21 protein-coding genes are annotated in these 20926 nt (G+C 59.5%); 11 read left to right on the plus strand and 10 right to left on the minus strand.

What is annotated here, in order from left to right; genetic code table 11:
- The 4 genes from ACIF4X_RS17890 to dksA all read right to left on the minus strand — a co-directional run.
- Nucleotides 1–2913: sensor histidine kinase (locus ACIF4X_RS17890; RefSeq protein WP_397483155.1), on the minus strand; the 2913-nt coding region annotated here is incomplete at its 3' end.
- Nucleotides 2897–3073: a hypothetical protein gene (locus ACIF4X_RS17895; protein WP_003176118.1), complete on the minus strand. Its 177-nt coding sequence runs from the start codon at nt 3071–3073 to the stop codon at nt 2897–2899. The genes ACIF4X_RS17890 and ACIF4X_RS17895, both read right to left, overlap by 17 nt.
- A 77-nt stretch (nt 3074–3150) precedes the next feature.
- Nucleotides 3151–4047 carry a tRNA glutamyl-Q(34) synthetase GluQRS gene (gluQRS, locus tag ACIF4X_RS17900; RefSeq protein WP_397483156.1) on the minus strand — a complete coding sequence of 299 codons (897 nt, stop codon included), beginning with the start codon at nt 4045–4047 and terminating at the stop codon, nt 3151–3153.
- A gap of 198 nt (nt 4048–4245) precedes the next feature.
- Nucleotides 4246–4689 (minus strand): RNA polymerase-binding protein DksA, encoded by a 444-nt coding sequence (gene dksA, locus ACIF4X_RS17905; RefSeq protein ID WP_008080850.1) that lies wholly within the window; start codon nt 4687–4689, stop codon nt 4246–4248.
- Nucleotides 4690–5023: 334 nt separating this feature from the next.
- Here dksA and ACIF4X_RS17910 point away from each other — a divergent pair, with 334 nt between their 5' ends.
- Together ACIF4X_RS17910 and sfsA are read left to right on the plus strand one after the other, a co-directional pair.
- Entirely contained in the window at nt 5024–6196 is a 1173-nt protein-coding gene (locus ACIF4X_RS17910; protein ID WP_397483157.1) for a pyridoxal phosphate-dependent aminotransferase, read from the plus strand.
- Nucleotides 6196–6909 carry a DNA/RNA nuclease SfsA gene (gene sfsA / locus ACIF4X_RS17915; RefSeq protein WP_397483158.1) on the plus strand — a complete coding sequence of 238 codons (714 nt, stop codon included), beginning with the start codon at nt 6196–6198 and terminating at the stop codon, nt 6907–6909. Before ACIF4X_RS17910 ends, sfsA begins: the two co-directional genes overlap by 1 nt.
- On the opposite strand, the gene ACIF4X_RS17920 is transcribed toward sfsA, so the two are convergent.
- Nucleotides 6906–7223, minus strand: coding sequence for a Rieske (2Fe-2S) protein (locus tag ACIF4X_RS17920; protein ID WP_397483159.1), 318 nt, complete (start codon nt 7221–7223; stop codon nt 6906–6908). The two genes, sfsA and ACIF4X_RS17920, sit on opposite strands and share 4 nt — an antisense overlap.
- Nucleotides 7224–7389: 166 nt before the next feature.
- On the opposite strand from ACIF4X_RS17920, the gene ACIF4X_RS17925 reads away from it, so the two are divergent.
- Genes ACIF4X_RS17925 through ACIF4X_RS17940 form a run of 4 tightly spaced genes read left to right on the plus strand, consistent with a single transcriptional unit; the run spans nt 7390 to nt 10933 of the window.
- Nucleotides 7390–8262: a hemin ABC transporter substrate-binding protein gene (locus ACIF4X_RS17925; RefSeq protein ID WP_397483160.1), complete on the plus strand. Its 873-nt coding sequence runs from the start codon at nt 7390–7392 to the stop codon at nt 8260–8262.
- A gap of 50 nt (nt 8263–8312) precedes the next feature.
- A complete protein-coding gene (locus tag ACIF4X_RS17930; RefSeq protein ID WP_174244531.1) occupies nt 8313–9296 on the plus strand; it encodes an iron ABC transporter permease in 984 nt (327 codons plus the stop codon).
- Nucleotides 9296–10063, plus strand: a complete 768-nt coding sequence (locus tag ACIF4X_RS17935) for a heme ABC transporter ATP-binding protein (protein WP_397483161.1) — start codon at nt 9296–9298, stop codon at nt 10061–10063. Before ACIF4X_RS17930 ends, ACIF4X_RS17935 begins: the two co-directional genes overlap by 1 nt.
- A 21-nt stretch (nt 10064–10084) precedes the next feature.
- Nucleotides 10085–10933: a ChaN family lipoprotein gene (locus tag ACIF4X_RS17940; protein WP_397483162.1), complete on the plus strand. Its 849-nt coding sequence runs from the start codon at nt 10085–10087 to the stop codon at nt 10931–10933.
- A 227-nt stretch (nt 10934–11160) separates the two neighbouring features.
- On the opposite strand, the gene ACIF4X_RS17945 is transcribed toward ACIF4X_RS17940, so the two are convergent.
- The 4 genes from ACIF4X_RS17945 to ACIF4X_RS17960 all read right to left on the minus strand — a co-directional run bounded on the left by ACIF4X_RS17945 (nt 11161) and on the right by ACIF4X_RS17960 (nt 14540).
- Nucleotides 11161–11961: a Crp/Fnr family transcriptional regulator gene (locus ACIF4X_RS17945; RefSeq protein ID WP_397483163.1), complete on the minus strand. Its 801-nt coding sequence runs from the start codon at nt 11959–11961 to the stop codon at nt 11161–11163.
- Between the two features lie 16 nt (nt 11962–11977).
- On the minus strand, nt 11978–12250 hold the full coding sequence (locus ACIF4X_RS17950; RefSeq protein WP_003228231.1) for a TfoX/Sxy family protein: 273 nt from the start codon (nt 12248–12250) through the stop codon (nt 11978–11980).
- 298 nt (nt 12251–12548) lie between these two features.
- The gene (locus ACIF4X_RS17955; protein ID WP_250607114.1) at nt 12549–12893 is read right to left on the minus strand and encodes a pentapeptide repeat-containing protein; all 345 of its coding nucleotides are present in this window, start codon (nt 12891–12893) and stop codon (nt 12549–12551) included.
- Between the two features lie 90 nt (nt 12894–12983).
- A complete protein-coding gene (locus tag ACIF4X_RS17960) occupies nt 12984–14540 on the minus strand; it encodes an AAA family ATPase (RefSeq protein ID WP_397483164.1) in 1557 nt (518 codons plus the stop codon).
- 118 nt (nt 14541–14658) lie between these two features.
- On the opposite strand from ACIF4X_RS17960, the gene mrcB reads away from it, so the two are divergent.
- From mrcB to ACIF4X_RS17975, 3 genes are read left to right on the plus strand one after another with little or no spacing between them, the layout of a single operon-like run.
- On the plus strand, nt 14659–16983 hold the full coding sequence (gene mrcB, locus ACIF4X_RS17965) for a penicillin-binding protein 1B (RefSeq protein ID WP_397483165.1): 2325 nt from the start codon (nt 14659–14661) through the stop codon (nt 16981–16983).
- 16 nt (nt 16984–16999) lie between these two features.
- The gene (locus ACIF4X_RS17970) at nt 17000–17749 is read left to right on the plus strand and encodes a hypothetical protein (protein ID WP_397483166.1); all 750 of its coding nucleotides are present in this window, start codon (nt 17000–17002) and stop codon (nt 17747–17749) included.
- Nucleotides 17749–18084 (plus strand): YqcC family protein, encoded by a 336-nt coding sequence (locus tag ACIF4X_RS17975; protein ID WP_397483167.1) that lies wholly within the window; start codon nt 17749–17751, stop codon nt 18082–18084. The genes ACIF4X_RS17970 and ACIF4X_RS17975 overlap by 1 nt, the downstream gene beginning before the upstream one ends.
- 18 nt (nt 18085–18102) lie before the next feature.
- Here the strand turns inward: ACIF4X_RS17975 and ACIF4X_RS17980 are convergent, their stop codons facing one another.
- Nucleotides 18103–18519, minus strand: a complete 417-nt coding sequence (locus ACIF4X_RS17980) for a DUF4124 domain-containing protein (protein WP_397483168.1) — start codon at nt 18517–18519, stop codon at nt 18103–18105.
- Between the two features lie 399 nt (nt 18520–18918).
- On the opposite strand from ACIF4X_RS17980, the gene ACIF4X_RS17985 reads away from it, so the two are divergent.
- Nucleotides 18919–20643, plus strand: a complete 1725-nt coding sequence (locus ACIF4X_RS17985) for an acetolactate synthase 3 large subunit (RefSeq protein WP_397483169.1) — start codon at nt 18919–18921, stop codon at nt 20641–20643.
- Between the two features lie 2 nt (nt 20644–20645).
- Nucleotides 20646–20926: acetolactate synthase small subunit (ilvN, locus tag ACIF4X_RS17990; RefSeq protein WP_397483170.1), on the plus strand; the 281-nt coding region annotated here is incomplete at its 3' end.

Below are 20926 nucleotides of genomic sequence, written 5' to 3' on the forward strand. Positions count from 1 at the left end.
CACCCGGATACGGGTGCCGCGTTGGCTTTGTACATCAGCCGGGCTGTCGATGGTGATTTGTCCATAATGCTCTTCAACGATGGAATAGACCAGTGCAAGGCCCAGACCGGTGCCTTCGCCAGGATCCTTGGTGGTGAAGAAGGGTTCGAACAATCTATCCATGATGTTCTTCGGAATACCGCTGCCTTCGTCCTCCACGATCAGATCGACCGTGTGTTCGCCGGCTTCACTCTTGACCCGTACCGCACTGTGCGGCGGCGAGGCGTCGCGGGCGTTGGAGAGCAGATTGATCAGTACCTGGGCGAGCCGCTGCGGGTCGCCTTCGACCCAGTGATCGGGATCGCACAGGTTGTAGAACTGCACTTCGAAGTTGCGTCGGTTCAGCGCCAGCAGGCCAATGGCATCCTGGGCGACTTCGGCCAGACAAACGGGCTCGTCACTGTGCTGATGGCTGCCGGCGTGAGCGAAGCTCATCAGTGACTGGACGATGCGCGATACGCGTTTGGTCTGTTCAAGAATCTGTCCGCTGATTTCCGTCAGTTCGCCGTCGTCTTCCCGCTCTTCGCGCAGGTTCTGCGCCAGGCAGGCGATGCCGGTGATCGGGTTGCCGATTTCGTGGGCCACACCCGCCGCGAGGCGACCGATGCTGGCCAGGCGTTCAGAGTGCACCAGTTTGTCTTCGAGCATCTGGGTTTCGGTCAAATCTTCGACCAGTAACACCAGACCACTGTTACCCGGTGCGAGCGGTTCATCGATGGCGGCTTTGTGCAGGTTCAGCCAGCGGGTCTGCCCATCGAGGGCCAGATGCTGTTTGTGCAAATGCTCGTCGGGCAGGTTGATGAAACCCTGCAGCAATTCTTTCCACGGCTCGCCAATGGTGCTCAGACGCGAGCCGACCACGCGCTGCGCGGCGATCCCGGTGAGTTCTTCCATGGCTTTGTTCCACATCAGGATCTCTTGATCCTTGGCCAGCGAGCAGACGCCCATCGGCAGTTCTTGCAGGGTTTGGCGGTGGTAACGGCGCAGGGCATCGAGTTCAGCGGCTAAACCTGTGAGGCGCGAGTGGTAATCCTCGAGGCGGCTTTCGATGAAGTGGATGTCTTCAGTGACATAGTTTTCGCCACCGGCCTTGTACGGCAGGAAGGTTTCGACCATATCTTGCGCCACACTCGGGCCCATCAGGCCGGAGAGGTTGGCTTCGATACGGTCACGCAAACGGCGCAGGGCATAAGGACGGCGTTCGTCGAAGGGCAGATAAAGGTCACGCAGCGCTTGCTCGACTTCTTTTTGTGCAGCCTTGGCGCCCAGCGGTTTGGCCAGTTGTGTGGCGAACTCCTGAGGCGAGGCAGCGTGTAGTTCGCGGCGCTGTGGGCGACGAACGTTATCCACAGCGCAGGCTTCGGCGGCGCTGGCCTCTTCAGGGCTGGCGTTGGTGAATAGCGAGATCAGGGTGAACATCAAGACGTTGGCGGCGAGCGAGGCGATTGCAGCCATGTGCCAACTGGTGTCGTCGAGCACGTAAATCATGTTCAGCAGCGGGATATAAAAACCCTGCAGGTTGCCGACCAGCGGCAACAACATGGTCACCACCCAGACCAGAATCCCCGCCAGCAGTCCAGCGATGAAACCGCGACGGTTGGCAGTCGGCCAGTACAGCACCGACAACACACCGGGCAGGAATTGCAACGTAGCGACGAAAGCGACGATGCCGAGGTTGGCCAGATCCTGTTCGGCACCGAGCATCAGGTAGAAACCGAAACCAGCCATGATGATCGCGACGATCAGCGCCCGGCGGGTCCACTTCAGCCAGCGGTAAATATTGCCTTCGGCCGGCGGTTGATAAAGCGGCAGCACCAGGTGGTTCAGCGCCATGCCCGACAGCGCCAGCGTGGTCACAATGATCAATCCGCTGGCAGCCGATAAGCCACCGACGTAGGCGAGCAATGCCAGCGGTTTGCTGTTGGCAGCGATACCGATGCCGAGGGTGAAGTATTCCGGATTGGTTGTGGCGCCGAGCTTGAGGCCGGCCCAGAGGATCAGCGGTACCGCCAGACTCATCAGCAGCAGGAACAGTGGCAAGCCCCAGCTCGCACTGACCAGTGAGCGAGGGTTGAGGTTTTCGGTGAAGGTCATGTGATACATGTGCGGCATCACGATCGCCGAGGCGAAGAACACCAGCAGCAGTGTGCGCCACGGACCTTCCTGCAACGGCGTGTGCAGTGCCGCGAGGGCAGTCTGGTTTTGCAGCAGCCACACCTCAAGTTGCTGCGGGCCGTCGAACACGCCGTACAGCGCATACAAACCGACGCCGCCGAGGGCGACCAGTTTGATCACCGATTCAAAGGCAATCGCGAACACCAGTCCTTCATGTTTCTCACGGGTGGCTATGTGGCGGGAACCGAAGAAAATCGTGAACAGAATGATCAGCGCACAAAACGCCAACGCCACGCGGCTCTGCACCGGCTCGCCGGTGAGGATGCCGATGGAGTCGGCCACCGCTTGAATCTGCAACGCCAGCAACGGCAGCACGCCGATCAGCATGAAGATCGTGGTCAGCGCACCGGCCCAGGTACTGCGAAAGCGGAACGCGAACAGATCGGCCAGCGACGACAGTTGATAGGTGCGGGTGATTTTCAGGATTGGATAGAGCAACACCGGTGCCAGCAGAAACGCGCCGGAGACGCCGAGATAACTGGACAGAAAGCCGTAGCCGTACTGATAGGCGAGGCCCACCGTGCCGTAAAACGCCCAGGCACTGGCATAAACCCCCAGCGATAAGGTGTAGGTCAACGGGTGGCGAATGATCGCGCGCGGGATCATGCCCCGTTCACTGACCCAGGCAACGCCGAACAGCACCGCCAGGTACGCGGCGCTGATCAGGATCATCTGGGTCAGGCTAAAGCTCATCGGCATCTTTTTGGCTCTGCAGGATGAAGGTCACGACAATCAGGATCAGCCAAAGCAGATAAGGGCGATACCAGGCGCCCGTCGCGTCGATCCACCAATCCATGATGGCGGGGGAAAACAGGTAGATCCCCACGACTAAAAGCAGGACCAAGCGATAGATGTACATCCCGGCCTCTCTTTTTTATGCGCGTGCCCGAAAACGTGCGGCGATGGTAACGGATGGGCGCACGACTGCAAGTGTCGTCATGGCAGTTGCGCCTCGGGCAGGGTCAGTGTGCGCGGGATCTTGCTGGCATCCCAGTGCGCGCAGCCCCAGTTGAGCAGTTCTTGTGGTGAGGCGTGGGCCAGTTCGGCGCCCGGGTTTTGCCCCAATGCGCGCAGGGCTCGCAGCAGCAACGGCGTCGCTTGATCGGCTTGCAGCGGCGGCGAGCGATAGGATTTACCGAGCTTGTTGCCATCCGGTTGGGTAATCAGCGGCAGGTGCAGGTAACGCGGCTGGCGCAGGCCCAACAGTTCTTGCAGGTAGAGCTGGCGCGGGGTCGAGTCGAGCAGATCGGCACCGCGGACGATGTCGGTGACGCCTTGCCACGCATCGTCGAGGACCACGGCCAATTGATAGGCATAGAGGCCATCGCGGCGACGAATCACGAAATCGCCAACGTCGCGGCCCAGATGCTGGCGGTATTCGCCCTGTACGCGGTCGATGAAGTGGTATTCCAGCTCAGGCACGCGCAGGCGGATCGCCGCATCTTGCTGGTCATGGCCGGCATTGCGGCACAGACCCGGATAGATGCCGTTGTACGCTTCGAGCTGTTTGCGCGAGCAGGTGCAAGCGTAGGCCAGGCCATGATTGAACAGGCTGTTGAGCACATCGGCGTAGGCGTCATGTCGATCGCTCTGGCGCACCATGTCGCCATCCCATTCAAAGCCATAGCTCTCCAGCGCCTTGAGGATCGCGGCTTGCGCACCGGGTTCTTCACGGGGCGGATCGAGATCTTCCATGCGCACCAGCCAGCGACCGCCGACCGAACGGGCGTCGAGGTAGGAGGCGAGGGCGGCAACCAGTGAACCGAAGTGCAAGTGGCCACTGGGGGTTGGGGCGAAGCGGCCGACGTAGGCGGGGGATTTTTTGGCAGTCATGGAAACGAAACTACTTTTCAGGCTATAGGCAGGTCAACCTGTGGGAGCGAGCCTGCTCGCGGTAGCGGTAGGTCAGTCAATATTGATGTTGAATGTCATACCGCTATCGCGAGCAGGCTCACTCCTGCAAAGGCAAAAGGCAAAAGGCAGAAACAAAAACGGAGCGTTCGCACGCTCCGTTTTTCGTTCAGGTCGAGATTACTTGCCGACCTGCTTTTCCTTGATTTCCGCCAGTGTCTTGCAGTCGACGCACATGTCGGCTGTAGGACGTGCTTCGAGGCGTTTTACGCCAATCTCGACGCCGCACGAATCACACCAACCGTACTCTTCGTCTTCGATCAGTTGCAGTGTCTTGTCGATTTTCTTGATCAGCTTGCGTTCGCGGTCGCGGGCGCGCAGCTCGAGGGCGAATTCTTCTTCCTGGCTGGCACGGTCGGCCGGGTCCGGGAAATTGGCAGCTTCGTCCTTCATGTGGTCAACGGTGCGGTCGACTTCCTGCATCAACTCCTGTTTCCACTTGTTCAGGACCTTGGTGAAGTGCGCGCGCATCGGGGCGCCCATGTACTCCTCACCTTTCGCCGGAACATAAGGTTCGAAACCGCTGATCGTCTGATTCTGCTGTTGCTTTGCTTGGGTGGGCATGAAATGGACCGCCTCTACTCTTGTAATCCATTGCGCAGGATTGCTCCATCACCGACACCTGCCGGCCCTGCGGCTGCAAGCGGGCGAACTTACCAGATCAATTCGGCCTGCGCTACTCCCGGATGTCGAGGCCCCGGCGGGTGGCGCTTGCAAATGTTTGGCAAGCCGTGTCTGGTGGTGTTGAAGACCTGTTCAATCACTGATTTTAGTCAATCCTGGAGCGTACGTGCGTATCGTTACAGTCCAGCGTTCTTGAGGCTGTGACCGCTGCGGGTTCTCGCTCGTTCCGGCAGATGGGTAGAATCGTCTCTTTTTCCCTGCCGAAGGAAAACCAATGGCTCAGCCTTACAGTGCGCGCAGTCGTGCGATCGAACCGTTCCATGTGATGGCGCTGCTGGCGCGGGCCAATGAGTTGCAAGCTGAAGGGCATGACGTGATCCACCTGGAAATCGGCGAGCCAGACTTCACCACGGCCGAGCCGATCATTCGTGCCGGGCAGGCTGCGCTGACGGCGGGCAAGACCCGTTACACCGCAGCCCGCGGGATTCCCGAGCTGCGCGAAGCCATTTCCGGGTTTTATCAATCGCGCTATGGCCTGAACATCGATCCGCGGCGAATTCTGATCACCCCGGGCGGTTCCGGCGCCTTGTTGCTGGCCAGCGCGTTGCTGGTCGATCCCGGTAAACACTGGCTGCTGGCGGATCCGGGCTACCCGTGTAACCGGCACTTTCTGCGTTTGGTCGAAGGCGCGGCGCAGTTGGTGCCGGTTGGTCCGGACGTGCGTTATCAACTGACTCCTGATCTGGTCGAGCGGCACTGGGATCACGACAGCGTCGGTGCACTGGTTGCCTCGCCGGCCAACCCGACTGGCACGATTCTGACCCGCGATGAGCTGGCCGGGTTATCCACAGCCATCAAGGCCAGACACGGGCATCTGGTGGTGGACGAGATCTATCACGGTCTGACGTACGGCACCGATGCCGCCAGCGTTCTGGAAGTTGATGACAGCGCTTTTGTGTTGAACAGTTTCTCCAAATACTTCGGTATGACCGGCTGGCGACTTGGCTGGCTGGTGGCGCCGGATGCGGCGGTCAGCGAGCTGGAGAAGCTGGCGCAGAACCTCTACATCAGCGCACCGAGCATGGCCCAGTATGCGGCGTTGGCCTGTTTCGAACCGGATACCATCGCCATTCTCGAAGAGCGCCGCGCCGAGTTCGGCCGTCGTCGGGATTTCCTCTTGCCGGTGTTGCGCGAGTTGGGCTTCAACATCGCCGTGGAGCCTGAAGGCGCGTTCTATTTGTACGCCGATATCAGCCAGTTCGGCGGCGATGCCTTCGCGTTCTGTCGGCATTTCCTCGAAACCGAACACGTTGCCTTCACCCCGGGTCTGGATTTCGGGCGCTATCAGGCCAGCCATCATGTGCGTTTTGCCTACACGCAAAACCTCCCTCGCTTACAAGAAGCGGTGGAACGAATCGCGCGTGGCTTGAAGAGCTGGCAAGGCTGATGCGCTTTTATCCAGCGCTTGAAGAAGCGCGACTGATTCGTCGTTACAAGCGTTTTCTCGCCGATATCGAAACCGTTAGCGGCGAGTTGCTGACTATTCACTGCCCGAACACTGGTTCGATGCTCAATTGCCAGGTTGAAGGCGGGCAGGTGTGGTTCAGTCGCTCCACTGACCCGAAACGCAAATTGCCTGGCACTTGGGAAATCGGCGAGACCCCGCAGGGCCGCTTGTTCTGTGTGAATACCGGCCGTGCCAACGGGTTGGTCGAAGAGGCCTTGCAGGCTGGCGTTATCACTGAGTTGAACGGCTTTACCGCGTTGAAACGCGAAGTGGCCTACGGACAGGAAAAAAGCCGTATCGACTTCCGCCTCGAATACCCCGGTGGTCCGGCCTATGTAGAGGTGAAAAGCGTCACCCTGGGTTTCGACGGTACTGCGGTGGCGGCGTTTCCCGATGCCGTGACCCAGCGTGGCGCCAAGCATCTGCGGGAATTGGCGCATCTGGCACGGGACGGGATTCGGGCGGTGCAGTTGTATTGCGTCAATCTCACCGGGATTGAAGCGGTGCGGCCGGCGAAGGAAATCGATTCGGCCTACGCCGATGCGCTTCTTGAAGCGGTCGCATGTGGCGTTGAGGTTCTGGCGTATGGCGTGCGGCTGGACCATGAAGAAATGATCATCGACCGGCGTCTCGACGTGCTGCTTAGCGGTTAAACATCGATCCACAGGCCCTGCGCGTCTTCGCGGCAATGGATGGCGGTGAGTGATTGCCCGGCGCAAGGCCCGGCCACGCATTCACCGTCCTCGATCAGAAACAGTGCGCCGTGGGTGGCGCACTGGATCAGGCTGTTGCTCGGGTCGAGAAACCGGTCGGGCTGCCATTCCAGCCCGACGCCACGGTGCGGGCAGCGATTGAGGTAGACATAGGCCTGGCCGCTGCGGCGCACGGCGAACAGTTTGTTGCCGTCGATCTCGAAACCACGGCTGTTCGCTTCAGCCAGATCGGCACCCGCGCAGAGAAACTTCATGACTATCCTCTAGTGTCGGCTCGTGTCTGGATATGTCCGAGCTTGACGTTTAAATGCAAACAATTATCAAATGGCGGCCTTCGTCCGCAGGGCGGCTGGCTGATGCTGAGGATACTTGGCCTGTCATCCCGATGCCCGGGAAAAACCTTATCCAAGGAAGCTGTGTATGCGCCTGAGTACCCGCGTTGCTGTGCTGTGTGTCGGACTTCTGCTCAGCCACCAGGCTGCAGCGGCGGATTTGCCGCAACGCTGGGTCAGTGCCGGCGGTGCGCTGTCGGAGTGGGTGAGTGCGTTGGGTGGAGAGTCGAAGCTGGTTGGCGTCGACACCACCAGCCAGCATCCTGCGTCTTTGAAGGCCCTGCCGAGCATTGGTTATCAGCGCAGCCTGTCTGCGGAAGGCATTCTCAGTCTGCGCCCGGACATCTTGATCGGCACCGAAGAAATGGGCCCGCCGCCGGTTCTCGCGCAAGTCAAAGCGGCCAAGGTTCAGGTGGAGTTGTTCTCGGCTCAACCGGATCTGCCGACGCTGGAGAAAAACGTGACTCACTTGGGTCAGTTGCTCGGCGCCGAGCCGCAGGCCGCGCAGCTGCTGCAACGTTATCAACAGCAGCTTGATGCGCAGAAGACGCGGGTTACCGAAGCGCAGGTCAAACAGAAAGCCCCGGGTGTGCTGCTGTTGCTCGGGCATGCCGGTGGCAAACCGTTGATCGCCGGCAAGGACACCGCCGCTGATTGGCTGTTGCAACAGGCCGGCGGACATAATCTGGCAACTCACACGGGTTACAAGCCGTTTTCCGTGGAATCCCTCGCCAGCCTCGATCCTGAAGTATTGGTGTTCGCCGACCGTGCGCTGACCGGTGAAGCGGCGAAAGCAGCGCTGTTCAAGGAAAACCCGATCCTCAATTCAAGTCGTGCGGCCAAGGCCGGGCGCGTGCTGGAGCTGGATCCGACCCTGCTGGTTGGCGGACTCGGACCCCGACTGCCGGCAGCCTTGAAAACCCTGTCTGACGGTTTCTATCCGGCCAAGAGCGGCCAATGACCACACTGGTAAAACCCCGTGCCTTGTTCATTGGCCTGACGCTCCTGTGTTTGCTGGCGATCTGGCTGTCGCTGGCACTCGGTCCGGTCAGCCTGCCGCTGTTCGACACATTGCGCGCGGCGTTACGCATGCTCGGCGTGCCATTGGCGCCGGACGGGCTGGAGCAGGCGGAGCTGATCCTGGGGCAGATTCGTTTGCCACGTACTTTGCTCGGGCTCGCGGTCGGCGGTGTGCTGGCGTTGTCCGGTGTGGCAATGCAGGGCTTGTTTCGTAACCCGCTGGCGGATCCGGGGCTGGTCGGTGTTTCCAGCGGCGCGGCGTTGGGCGCAGCGATCGCGATTGTCGGCGGTTCTTTTTTTGGCGGCCTGCCGGAGTGGTTCGGGCCGTATCTGTTGTCGGTCTGCGCGTTTCTCGGTGGGTTAGGGGTGACAGCGCTGGTCTATCGACTAGGGCGACGCAACGGCCAGACCAACGTCGCGACCATGCTGCTGGCAGGTATTGCTCTGACCGCGTTGGCCAGTTCGGCGGTCGGCCTGTTCACTTATCTGGCGGATGACGCGACCTTGCGGACACTGACGTTCTGGAACCTTGGCAGCCTCAATGGCGCCAGTTACGCGCGGCTGTGGCCATTGCTGATCATCAGCGCCGGTGTCGCGCTCTGGTTGCCGCGTCGGGCGAAAGCGCTGAATGCCTTGCTGCTCGGAGAATCCGAGGCCGGGCATCTGGGAATTGATGTCGAGCGGCTCAAGCGTGAATTGGTGTTTTGCACAGCATTGGGTGTTGGCGCGGCAGTGGCGGCAGCCGGGATGATCGGCTTTGTCGGGCTGGTGGTGCCGCATCTGGTGCGCTTGCTGGCGGGGCCGGATCACAAAGTATTACTGCCGGCATCGGTGCTGGCGGGGGCGAGCCTGTTGCTGTTGGCTGATCTGGTCGCGCGGTTGGCGCTGGCGCCGGCAGAATTGCCGATCGGTATTGTCACCGCGTTTATCGGTGCGCCGTTTTTCCTCTATCTGCTGTTACGAGGGCGCGCCTGATGTTGCGTGCGCACGATCTGCACATTCAGCGTGGTCGCAAGACAGTGCTCAGTGATGTCACGCTGCAGCTTGAGCCGGGTGAAGTGCTCGGTGTGCTGGGGCCGAACGGTGCTGGCAAAAGTACCTTGCTGGGCGCCTTGTGCGGTGAGTTGGCGGCGAGCTCGGGCGGGGTTTCGCTCGACGGGCAGGCGTTGAGTCACTGGACTGGCCCGCAGCGTGCGCAACGACTGGCGGTGTTGCCTCAGGTGTCGACGCTGGATTTTGCCTTTCGCGTCGAAGAAGTGGTCGGCATGGGCCGTTTGCCTTGGCAAAGTGGTCGCGTGCGTGATGACGAAATTATCGCTGCCGCTTTGGCGGCGGCGGATGCCGGGCACTTGAGTGGACGCAGTTATCTGGCGCTGTCCGGTGGCGAGCGTCAGCGCGTGCATCTGGCGCGGGTGCTGGCGCAGCTTTGGCCTGGTCAGGCCGGGCAAACGTTGCTGTTGGATGAGCCGACGTCAATGCTTGATCCGCTGCATCAGCACACCACGTTGCAGGCGGTGCGCGAGTTTGCCGATCGTGGCGCAGCGGTAATGGTGATCCTGCATGATCTGAATCTGGCGGCGCGTTATTGTGATCGCATTCTGCTGCTTGAAGGCGGGCGTCCGGTGGCGCTGGATACACCGCAACAGGTACTGCGACCGGACACGCTAAAAGCTGTATTCGGTCTCGAAGTGTTGGTGCAGCCGCACCCGGAGCGCGGGCATCCGCTGATCATTGCCCGCTGATTGAATCATCGAGGTGATGGCATGCGTGTGATGTGGCTGTTGACGGCGGTGTTGCTTGCGGGGTGTCAGCATGTTGTTGCGCCGCCGGTCAGTGGCGAGATTCTCGACCTGCGCAGTGGTCAGGTGCTGACGGCGCAGCAGTTGCTGACGCGTCTTGCCGAGCCTGGGCGGCTGATCATCGGTGAGCAGCATGACAACGCCGATCATCATGCCGTGCAGTTGTGGTTGTTGCGCTCGCTCAGTGAGCAGCGGCCGCAGGGCAGTCTGCTATTGGAAATGCTCACGCCGGACCAGCAGCCTCGCGTTGATCAAGTGCGCCAGACGACTACGCCGTCCGCTGACCTTCCTGGCGCATTGGCCTGGCAGGATGGCTGGGACTGGAATCTCTACGGGCCGATTGTCCGCTTCGCACTCACTCAACCGTATCCGTTGCTGGCAGCGAACCTGAATAACGCCGAAATCCGCACTTTCTACAGCGATCCGCCTGTGTTGAAGGGGAAGCGCAGCAATACGGTATCCGTGAAAACCGTTTTGCTGGAACAGATCAGCGATTCCCACTGTGGTCTGCTGCCCGAATCACAGATGCCGGCGATGCTCGCTGTTCAGCAACAACGTGATCGGCGTATGGCCGAGCGTCTATTGGCGGCGCCGACACCTTCAGTCTTGCTCGCCGGTGCGTGGCATGCGCGCAAGGATGTTGGTGTGCCGCTGCATGTTGTGGATTTGGGCGCCACGGAGTCCCCGACAGTGCTGATGCTGGCAGAGCAGGGCACCGAATTGACCGCCGCGATGGCCGACTACGTTTGGTACACGCCGGCAACGCCAAAGCAGGATTACTGCGAGCAGATGCGCAAACAATTCGGCAAATGACGTTTCCACAGGCAAAAAAAGACCCGGTAAAAACCGGGTCAAATAACCGTGATTAGCCTGATGAGGAGATAATCTGAGAGTCCGAACCAAGGGCTTTTCAGAATATCGACTGATCTCGCGACCAGTTGTGATAATCATAGCGATTCTCATTACCAAGTCAACAACTGTTTTTCCGTTTCTTTGAATTCGTCTGGTAAATGGCCGGAACACCCCGTAAACAGAGGGTTTCAACGCTGGCCTTCAGGTGGAGGTATTTGTGTGATCTGCCGATTCAATTGGCCGATTCGACGCGCCATGCTCTCGATCAGGCTGTGAGCGATTTTTGGATTGGTGCGGGTCATGCTCAAAAATTGATCACCGGGAATCAGCATTATGGTGCTCGGTTCTCGGGCGATGACTGTGGCACTGCGTGGCTCGCCGGTGAACACGGCCATGGCACCGAAAATCTCGTCCTTGGGCACGTCTCCGACTTTCTGCCCGTCTACAAAAGCTTCGGCATGCCCTTCGATGATCACAAATACATGGTCAGCCGCGTCACCCTGATTGATCAGGACCTCACCCGTCTCGACCCGTTTGAAGCCATTGGTACTGCGAAATTCGCGCGGTTTCAGTTCCGCGACGGCATTGGCGAGAATTGCCATTTGTCCCAGCAGGTACTCCAGAAACTGGTCTGCCCGACGAGCATCGGCATACAAATGCTGAAAAAACTCACTGCGCCGATAGGGCGTCAAGCGCAATGCCCCTTCATTGCATAAACGGCAATCAGCCCAGTTCTCACCTTGCTGAAGGCCGATCAAATCACCCTCCTGCCAATAAAACAGCGGGCGGGCGGCGATACAGCCGCTGATCCCACCTTCATTGAGCAGGAATAACTGGTCGGCGGGCAACTGCGTGAGCAAATCATCCGACGCTTCCAGCTCCAGAGGCGGCCCACAAGGCGTCAGGTCGCGTAACCACAGTGCAGGCAAGCTCTGCAAACGGTTGATCAAGGCATCGGCCCAAGCCGATTGTTCCCCCAGTAAATACATAACGGTCTATGCCCGTTCAGTTCTTGTGGCGCGAGGAAATGGCTTCAAGCTGCTTGTTCAGGGCGTCCTTGCGTTCGGCGGGGATGTCGTTCCAGTGCACATCCATCAGCGCGCCTTCAATCGCATACAACAACACCTTCGATGCGCGAAACCCGCGAGTACGCACGGCCCGGTAGGCGTCCACCGCGCCGAGGCGACGCAAGTCCGAGGCGCTGTGGATGCCCACGGCATGCAGCCATTGCGCCGACGTCTTGCCAAGATTCTTCAGGTGTTGCAGTTCATCATTCATCAAGCCTCCTTGCGACGGCCGAATGGTGCGTGGGCGAGCTTCTCAGGAGTGTAGCCATCAGTAGGAAAAGCGTGGTTGTTTGGTCGGATTCAACGCAAACGCTTCTAAGAAAGGGAGCTGTATAAGGTTGCGAAAGCTCTGCGGGCGCAGGGAGAAGGGCAGAAATGCTGATAAATGTGCGAGCGAGCTTGTTCGCGAAAGCGGTCTGACTCTTACGGTAGGGGCACTGACACTACGCCTTCGCGAGCAAGCTCGCTCCCACAGGAGAGAGGCGTTGTGTCAGAGAGGCAAAGAACTTTCAGCGGGTGCGATAACGCAAACGCGTACCGAAATTCATCGACATCAGAATCTCGTCGGCACTCAGCTCCGGCGGGAAGTACGCCCCGGAAATCTGTGCGTGAGCCAGGCTTGCACCTTCCAGCGATGCATTGCGGAAATCGATGCCACGCAAATCGGCGGAGCGGAAATACGCGTCGCGGAAATCCACGCCATCGGCGTTCAGTTCACGTAAATCGAGCCCACGGAAATCGCCGCCGACCATATCGATCGGGCCGTCCTGCGGACGCTCCTTGTTGAAACCTGCGATGTCGTCTTTGTGCAGCAAGGCATATAGCGGGGTGTCGAGAAGTTTCGGCTGGCTCATGTCATATCACCGTTGGTTTTATGACGCCAGTATAGTGCCACTATTTGGCGGCCGTGAAGCAAGCAAGGGCTTCACGGCCGAAATAGTTTCTTACAGGCCTGGCAGGCGCTGACGGATCTGCGCGACCACTGTGTCCAGCGTGCCGGATTCATTGGTCTGTACACGTTTGCTGCGCAGGATTTCTTCCGGCGTCAGCGCTTCACGATTGGCCTGTTGCGCTTCGATCACGGCCAGGGTGGCGTCAGACGGATCCTGTTTGTCCGCCTGACGAATCGCCAGCCAGCTCTCGATCACCGCTTGCGGTGCGTTGCAGTCGAGGATCAGGAACGGCGTGCCGGTGGCTTCGGCAATTTTCGCCGCGTTGTCGCGTTGCTCGCGTTTGAGGTAAGTGGCATCGATCACTACCGGGAAACCGGCGTGCAGGATGACTTCAGCAATTTCATGCAGGCGTGCGTAGGTCGCCGCGCTGGCGTCGGCGCTATAGATGCCGGCCTGCACGTCGTTGGCGACGGTTTGCTCACCGAACAGGCGCTTGCGTTCAACATCGGAACGCAGGCGGACCGCGCCCAGCGCTTCGACCAGACGCATGGCCACGTGGCTCTTGCCGACAGCGGAAACGCCGTGGGTGATGGCCATGAAGCGCGAAGGAATGGTGCTGTAGCTTTCGGCCAGGTTGGCGTAGTTGCGATACTGGCGCAGGGTGGTGGCGCGCTGCACCGGCGTCGCGTCCGCGGGCATGCTGAACAGCGCAACCTTGGCACGAACCAGTGCACGGTAGGCTTTATAGAAGTTCAGTACTTCCAGGCCTTGATAGTCGCCGGTCAATTCCAGGTATTGGCTGATGAAGCGGCGCGCCAGAGATTTCAGGCCGCGGTCTTCCAGGTCCATCGCCAGGAAACCGGTGTCGGCCCAGACGTCAGTGAAACGGAACGGTTCGTTGAACTCGATGCAGTCGAAGATCACCACTTTGCCGTCGATGACGGTGGCGTTGCCCAGATGGATATCGCCGTGGCATTCCCGGGTGAAACCTTCGGTTTTGCGCTGGGCGAACAGTGGCTTGAGACGTTCGAAGCTGCTTTCGGCCCAGGCTTTCAGTGCATCGAGTTGCAGCAAATCGTTTTTGTCCCTGAGGAACGGCAGGATCTGCTCGAAATTTTGCGAGACCGGCGCCATTACACTGTCCGGGGTACCGGCATCGTGTTCGGCCGGGACTGTTGGCGCGGTGAGGTGGAAGCGGGCGATTTGCTCGGCCATCTCGTCGATGTGCTGAGTGGTCAGTTCGCCGTTGGCTTGCAAAGTGCTGAGCAGACCCGTCTGTGGGAACTGGCGCATTTTCAGCACGTATTCGATCGCCGCGCCGTCGCCGTTCAATTGTGGAGCTTCAACGCTGCCAGTTACCGGCAACACTTCCAGATACAAATCATCAGTCAGACGCTGGTTCAGGCGCAGCTCTTCAGCGCAGAAATGTGCGCGCGACTCGAGGCCGGTGAAGTCGAGGAAGCCGAAATTCACCGGCTTCTTCACTTTATAAGCGAAGGGGCCGGTGAGGATCACCCACGAGATATGCGTTTCGATGACCTGAAACCCTTCGACAGGGTGCGGGTAGAGGGCCGGGTTTTGCAGGGCAGCGATCAGTGACTGGCTCACGGGCGATCCTTCAGAGACTGGGGGAAATTCGAGGTCGCCATTATGGCCGCTCGCCAGCCTGGCGCAAACCTCGGAGCGCTCCTGTTGAGGATGAATAAAGTGCGTATAATCCGCCGCCATGACTCGAACTCGATCCCCCCGTACCAAGAAAAAACCACCCTCCAAGGGCCTTAGCCCGTGGTTGAGCTGGGCCATTAAACTCAGTCTGGTCGGCCTTGTCGTGCTGGCCGGCTTCGCCGTTTACCTCGATGCCGTGGTGCAGGAGAAGTTCTCCGGCAAGCGCTGGACCATCCCGGCGAAGGTTTACGCGCGGCCGCTCGAGCTGTTCGTCGGACAAAAGCTCAGCAAGGACGATTTCCTTACTGAACTCGATGCCCTTGGCTATCGCCGTGAGGCGGTCAGCAATGGCCCCGGCGCCGCAGCCGTCAGTGGCAATACGGTCGATCTGAATACCCGCGGCTTCCAGTTCTATGAAGGCCTGGAAAAACCGCAGCCAGTGCGCGTGCGTTTCTCCGGCGATTACGTCGCCGAGCTGTCGGCGACCAACGGGTCGAAGCTGTCCGTGGTGCGCCTTGAGCCGCTGATGATCGGTGGCATTTATCCAAAGAATCTCGAAGACCGCATTCTGATCAAACTCGATCAGGTGCCGCCGTACCTGCTCGAAACCCTTGTCGCTGTCGAAGACCGCGATTACTACAGCCACTGGGGCGTGTCGCCGAAGTCGATTGCCCGGGCCATCTGGGTCAACACCTCTGGCGGCAAGATGACCCAGGGCGGCAGTACGCTGACCCAGCAGTTGGTGAAAAACTTCTACCTGACCAACGAACGCAGCCTGACCCGCAAGCTCACCGAAGCGATGATGGCGATGCTGCTGGAACTGCATTACGACAAGAAGGAAATTCTTGAGGCCTACCTCAATGAAGTCTTCGTCGGGCAGGATGGTCAGCGTGCGGTGCACGGTTTCGGTCTGGCCAGCCAGTTCTTCTTCGGGCAGCCATTGTCCGAACTGAAACTGCATCAGGTCGCGTTGCTGGTCGGCATGGTCAAAGGCCCGTCCTACTACAACCCGCGTCGCAACCCGGAGCGCGCGCTGGAGAGACGTAACCTGGTGCTGGACGTGCTTGAGCAACAAGGCGTCGCGACTGCCGAGCAAGTGGCCGCTGCGAAGAACATGCCGTTGGGCGTGACCACTCGCGGAAAACTGGCCGACAGCTCGTTCCCGGGCTTTATCGATCTGGTCAAACGCCAGTTGCGTGAAGACTATCGCGACGAAGACTTGACCGAAGAAGGCCTGCGCATCTTCACCAGTTTCGATCCGATCCTGCAGATGAAAGCCGAGGCCTCGGTCAACGACACCTTTAAACGTCTGGCCGGGCGCAAAGGCTCCGATGACGTGGAAGCGGCGATGGTCGTGACCAATCCGGAGACCGGCGAAGTCCAGGCAATGATCGGCAGCCGTCAGGCCAGTTATGCCGGGTTCAACCGCGCACTGGATGCGGTGCGGCCGATCGGTTCGTTGATCAAGCCGGCGGTTTATCTGACCGCACTGGAGAAACCGAGTCAGTACACGCTGACCAGTTGGCTGTCGGACGACCCGTTGTCGGTCAAAGGCGCGAACGGTCAGGTGTGGAAACCGCAGAACTATGACCGCCGCTCCCACGGCACCGTGTTCCTCTATCAGGGCCTGGCGCACTCCTACAACCTGTCGACCTCGCGTCTGGGACTGGAAGTGGGCGTGCCGAATGTGTTGAAAACCCTCGGTCGTCTGGGCGTGACGCGTGAGTTCCCGGCATTCCCGTCGATGCTTCTCGGCGCAGGCGGCATGACCCCGATCGAAGTGGCGACTATGTACCAGACGCTGGCCAACGGTGGTTTCAATACGCCGATGCGCGGTATTCGCAGCGTACTGACCGCCGAGGGCGAGCCGCTCAAGCGTTATCCATTCCAGATCGAACAGCGCTTCGATCCGGCGTCCATTTATCTGATCCAGAACGCCATGCAGCGCGTGATGCGTGAAGGTACCGGCAGCTCGGTTTATAACGTGTTGCCGAAAACCCTGACGCTGGCGGGCAAGACGGGTACCAGTAACGATTCCCGTGACAGCTGGTTCGCCGGTTTCAGTCAGGATCTGCTGGCGGTGGTCTGGCTGGGGCGCGACGATAACGGCAAGACGCCGTTCACTGGTGCAACCGGTGCGCTGCAGGTCTGGACCAGTTTCATGCGCAAGGCCGATCCGCTGCCGCTGGACATGCCGCAACCGGACAACGTCGTGCAGGCGTGGGTCGATTCGCGTACCGGGCAGGGCTCTGATGCCAACTGCCCGGGGGCGGTGCAGATGCCGTATATTCGCGGCAGCGAACCGCCACCCGGCGCCGCGTGTGCGGGCGAAACGCCTGCCTCCGGCGAGTCGGTGATGGATTGGGTCAAGGGCTGGATGAATTAAGCAAAGAGGGTTTCAAGTGAACAAGTGGTTGATTCCAGCGGTGACCGCCGTGGCTTTGCTCAGCGGCTGCTCTACCGTACAGCGTGGTTCGATTCCGGTGGTTGACTCGAGCACTGCCGTGTCCAACAGCGAACGTATCTCGGCCAATGGCGGCTTCCGTCAAACGACCGTGAAACGTCCTGTGCAGGGCCAGACCCAGGCCATCCCGCAAGGCGACACGGGTGTGGTTGTGATGGTGCCGGGCGGCGGTGCTGCCGTGTCGACACCGATCAGCTCTTCACCAATCGTGCCGGGCCCGGCATCCGGCGGTATCACGGCGGGGCCGTACAATCCTTCGCCGGCTGAGTCCGCGCCGATCAATTCCGGCAGTTACAGCATGCCATCGACGCCGAGCGGGATTCCTTCCGCCAGCAGTGGTGGCGGCTTGTCGGCCGATGAACAACTGGACGGCCCGGTGCTCGCTCTGCTGACCACCGCACAACAGCAACAGGCCGGCGGCGACCTCAATGGCGCGTCCTCCAGCCTGGAGCGTGCACAGCGCGTCGCTCCGCGTGAGCCGCAAGTGCTTTATCGCCTGGCGCAAGTGCGTATGGCTCAAGGTGATGCGCCGCAAGCCGAGCAGTTCGCCCGTCGTGCGCTGACCATGGCCAACGGTCGCCCTGACCTGCAAGCCAACCTGTGGGAAATCATTGCTCAGTCTCGTGAGAAACAAGGCGATTCCGCCGGCGCCGCTCAGGCCCGTCAGAAGGCCAAGGTTTCGCTGTGATGGATGCCCGTTTCCCGAAAATCGCCGATCAGCTGTTGCTGATCGAGCGTGAACTGCGCACGCAGGGTTGGTGGGATGAAGTGCAGCCGCCTGCCGAAGCCCTGAGCAGTGTCGAGCCGTTTTCGGTCGATACGCTGGACTTTGAGCAATGGCTGCAGTGGATCTTCCTGCCGCGGATGAAGATGATCCTCGAACAGGATCTGCCGCTGCCCAATGCTTCGGGTATTCAGGAAATGGCCGAAATGGTCTTCGCCCAGCGCAACCTGCAGGGCAAGGACCGTCAGCTTCAGGTGCTGCTCAAAGAGTTTGACCTGCTGATCACAGCCTCGCGCTGAATTGAAAACTGCCAGTCGCTACTGGCAGTTTTCACTTATCTGTTTCTGCGCCTCGACGATGCGCTCCTGCCGCTGTGCATCGTCCAGCCGGCGCAACTGCCCCTCCACTTCTTCCCTCAACCGCGGATTGTTCTGCAATTGGGCCAGGTTCGTCCGAGCCTGCTCGCAAAACTGTTTGAGCTGCGCTTGCTGATCTGCGACCTGTTTCTTCACCTTGTCATCAATAGCTTTCTGATCGCCCAGTACACCGCTTCCCGGCATTGCCGGCGGTTTCGGCGCGGGCGAGGAGGGCGTCTGCACGCTTGTCGATGGTTGACCTTGTGGTGGCTGCGCATCGAAATGCGTGACCCCTTGGGCATCGACCCATTTGTAGATTTGAGCGGCCATGCACCATGGGCTGAGACCGATCAGCAGTGTAAGGAGGAGCGTTCGCATGCTGATTCCTTGGCAAAATTGCGCAATTGACACCAACAGAGTAGCGGTTTTCAGGTTTTTTCTTGCGTTCTCATGTGCTTACCCACAATTAACCACACAGACGACTTGACTTGGAGAGGGCGAAACAGAAGAATCCAAAGTCCGCTGTAGAGGGACTGCCAGAAGCAGACCCACTCGGTAGATCATGAGGCGCACATCCGCGCCGACCTGTTACACCCGCAACGCGTTACCTCGCGCTGGGTGGGAAAGGCCCGCAACACTTGGGACGATCCCAATACTTGCTCAGTCAGTGCTGACGTAGTCGGCGACCACCGTCGCTCATGCTCTGCCGAGAAGTAAACCTATTAAGACCCGCCCCTTTTTTGTGGACGGTATTCTGGCGTTTTAGAGGTGAACAACGTGGAGCTTTTATCTGGCGGTGAGATGCTCGTCCGCTTTTTGCGTGACGAAGGCGTCAAATATATCTACGGGTACCCGGGTGGTGCTCTCCTGCATGTTTACGATGCCCTGTTCAAAGAACCGGAAGTGACTCACATCCTGGTTCGTCACGAACAAGCGGCAACCCATATGGCTGACGGTTATGCCCGTGCCACCGGTAAAGCCGGCGTGGTATTGGTGACGTCCGGTCCAGGCGCCACAAACGCCATCACCGGTATTGCCACGGCCTATATGGACTCGATTCCAATGGTGATCATTTCCGGTCAGGTGCCAAGCACCATGGTCGGCACCGACGCGTTCCAGGAAACCGACATGATCGGTATTTCCCGGCCGATCGTGAAGCACAGCTTCATGATCAAACACGCTTCGGAAATCCCGGAAGTCATGAAGAAAGCCTTCTACCTGGCGCAATCCGGTCGTCCGGGCCCGGTCGTGGTCGATATCCCGAAAGACATGACCAACCCGGCCGAGAAGTTCGAATACATCTTCCCGAAAAAAGCCAAGCTGCGTTCCTACAGCCCGGCCGTTCGCGGTCACTCCGGGCAAATCCGCAAGGCAGCAGAAATGCTGTTGGCGGCCAAACGTCCGGTCATGTACTCCGGTGGCGGCGTGATTCTGGGCAACGGTTCCGCACCGCTGACCGAACTGGCGAAAATGCTCAACTTGCCAGTGACCAACACCTTGATGGGCCTCGGCGGTTTCCCTGGTACTGATCGTCAGTTCATCGGCATGCTCGGCATGCACGGCAGCTACACCGCCAACCTGGCGATGCACCACGCTGACGTGATCCTGGCGGTCGGCGCGCGTTTCGACGATCGCGTGATCAATGGCCCGGCGAAGTTCTGCCCGAACGCCAAGATCATTCACATCGACATCGATCCTGCTTCGATTTCCAAGACCATCAAGGCCGACGTGCCAATTGTTGGTCCGGTGGAGAGCGTCCTGACCGAAATGGTTGCGATCCTCAAGGAAATCGGCGAGACCCCGAACAAGGAGTCCGTGGCCAGTTGGTGGAAGCAGGTGGATGAATGGCGCGGTGATCGCGGCCTGTTCCCTTATGAAAAGGGCGACGGCAGCAAGATCAAGCCGCAGACCGTGATCGAAACCCTCTGCGAAGTGACCAAGGGCGATGCCTACATCACTTCCGACGTGGGCCAGCATCAGATGTTCGCTGCGCAGTACTACACGTTCAACAAGCCGAATCGCTGGATCAACTCCGGTGGCCTGGGCACCATGGGCTTCGGTTTCCCGGCGGCCATGGGTATCAAGTTGAGCTTCCCGGATGACGATGTTGCCTGCGTTACCGGCGAAGGCAGTATCCAGATGAACATCCAGGAACTGTCGACCTGCCTGCAATATGGCTTGCCAGTGAAAATCGTCATCCTCAACAACGGAGTTCTGGGGATGGTGCGTCAGTGGCAGGACATGAGCTACGGCAGCCGTCACTCGCACTCCTACATGGAATCGCTGCCTGACTTCGTCAAGCTGGCTGAAGCCTACGGTCACGTTGGCGTACGCATCACCGAATCGAAAGATCTGAAGTCGAAGATGGCAGAAGCGTTCGCCATGAAGGATCGCCTGGTGATCATCGACGTTTCGGTCGACACCAGCGAGCACGTCTATCCGATGCAGATCAAAGACGGCTCGATGCGCGATATGTGGCTGAGCAAGACGGAGCGTACTTAATCATGCGGCACATTATTTCCTTGCTTCTGGAAAACGAACCCGGCGCTTTGTCTCGCGTAGTCGGCCTGTTCTCGCAGCGCAACTACAACATCGAAAGCCTGACCGTGGCCCCGACCGAAGACCCGACCTTGTCGCGTCTGACGCTGACCACCGTTGGCCACGATGAAGTCATCGAGCAGATCACCAAAAACCTGAACAAGCTGATCGAAGTGGTCAAGCTGGTGGACCTGTCGGAAAGTGCTCACATCGAGCGCGAACTGATGCTGGTCAAGGTCAAGGCCAC

It is taken from the genome of Pseudomonas sp. NPDC085632, assembly GCF_044541255.1.
Lineage (GTDB): Bacteria > Pseudomonadota > Gammaproteobacteria > Pseudomonadales > Pseudomonadaceae > Aquipseudomonas.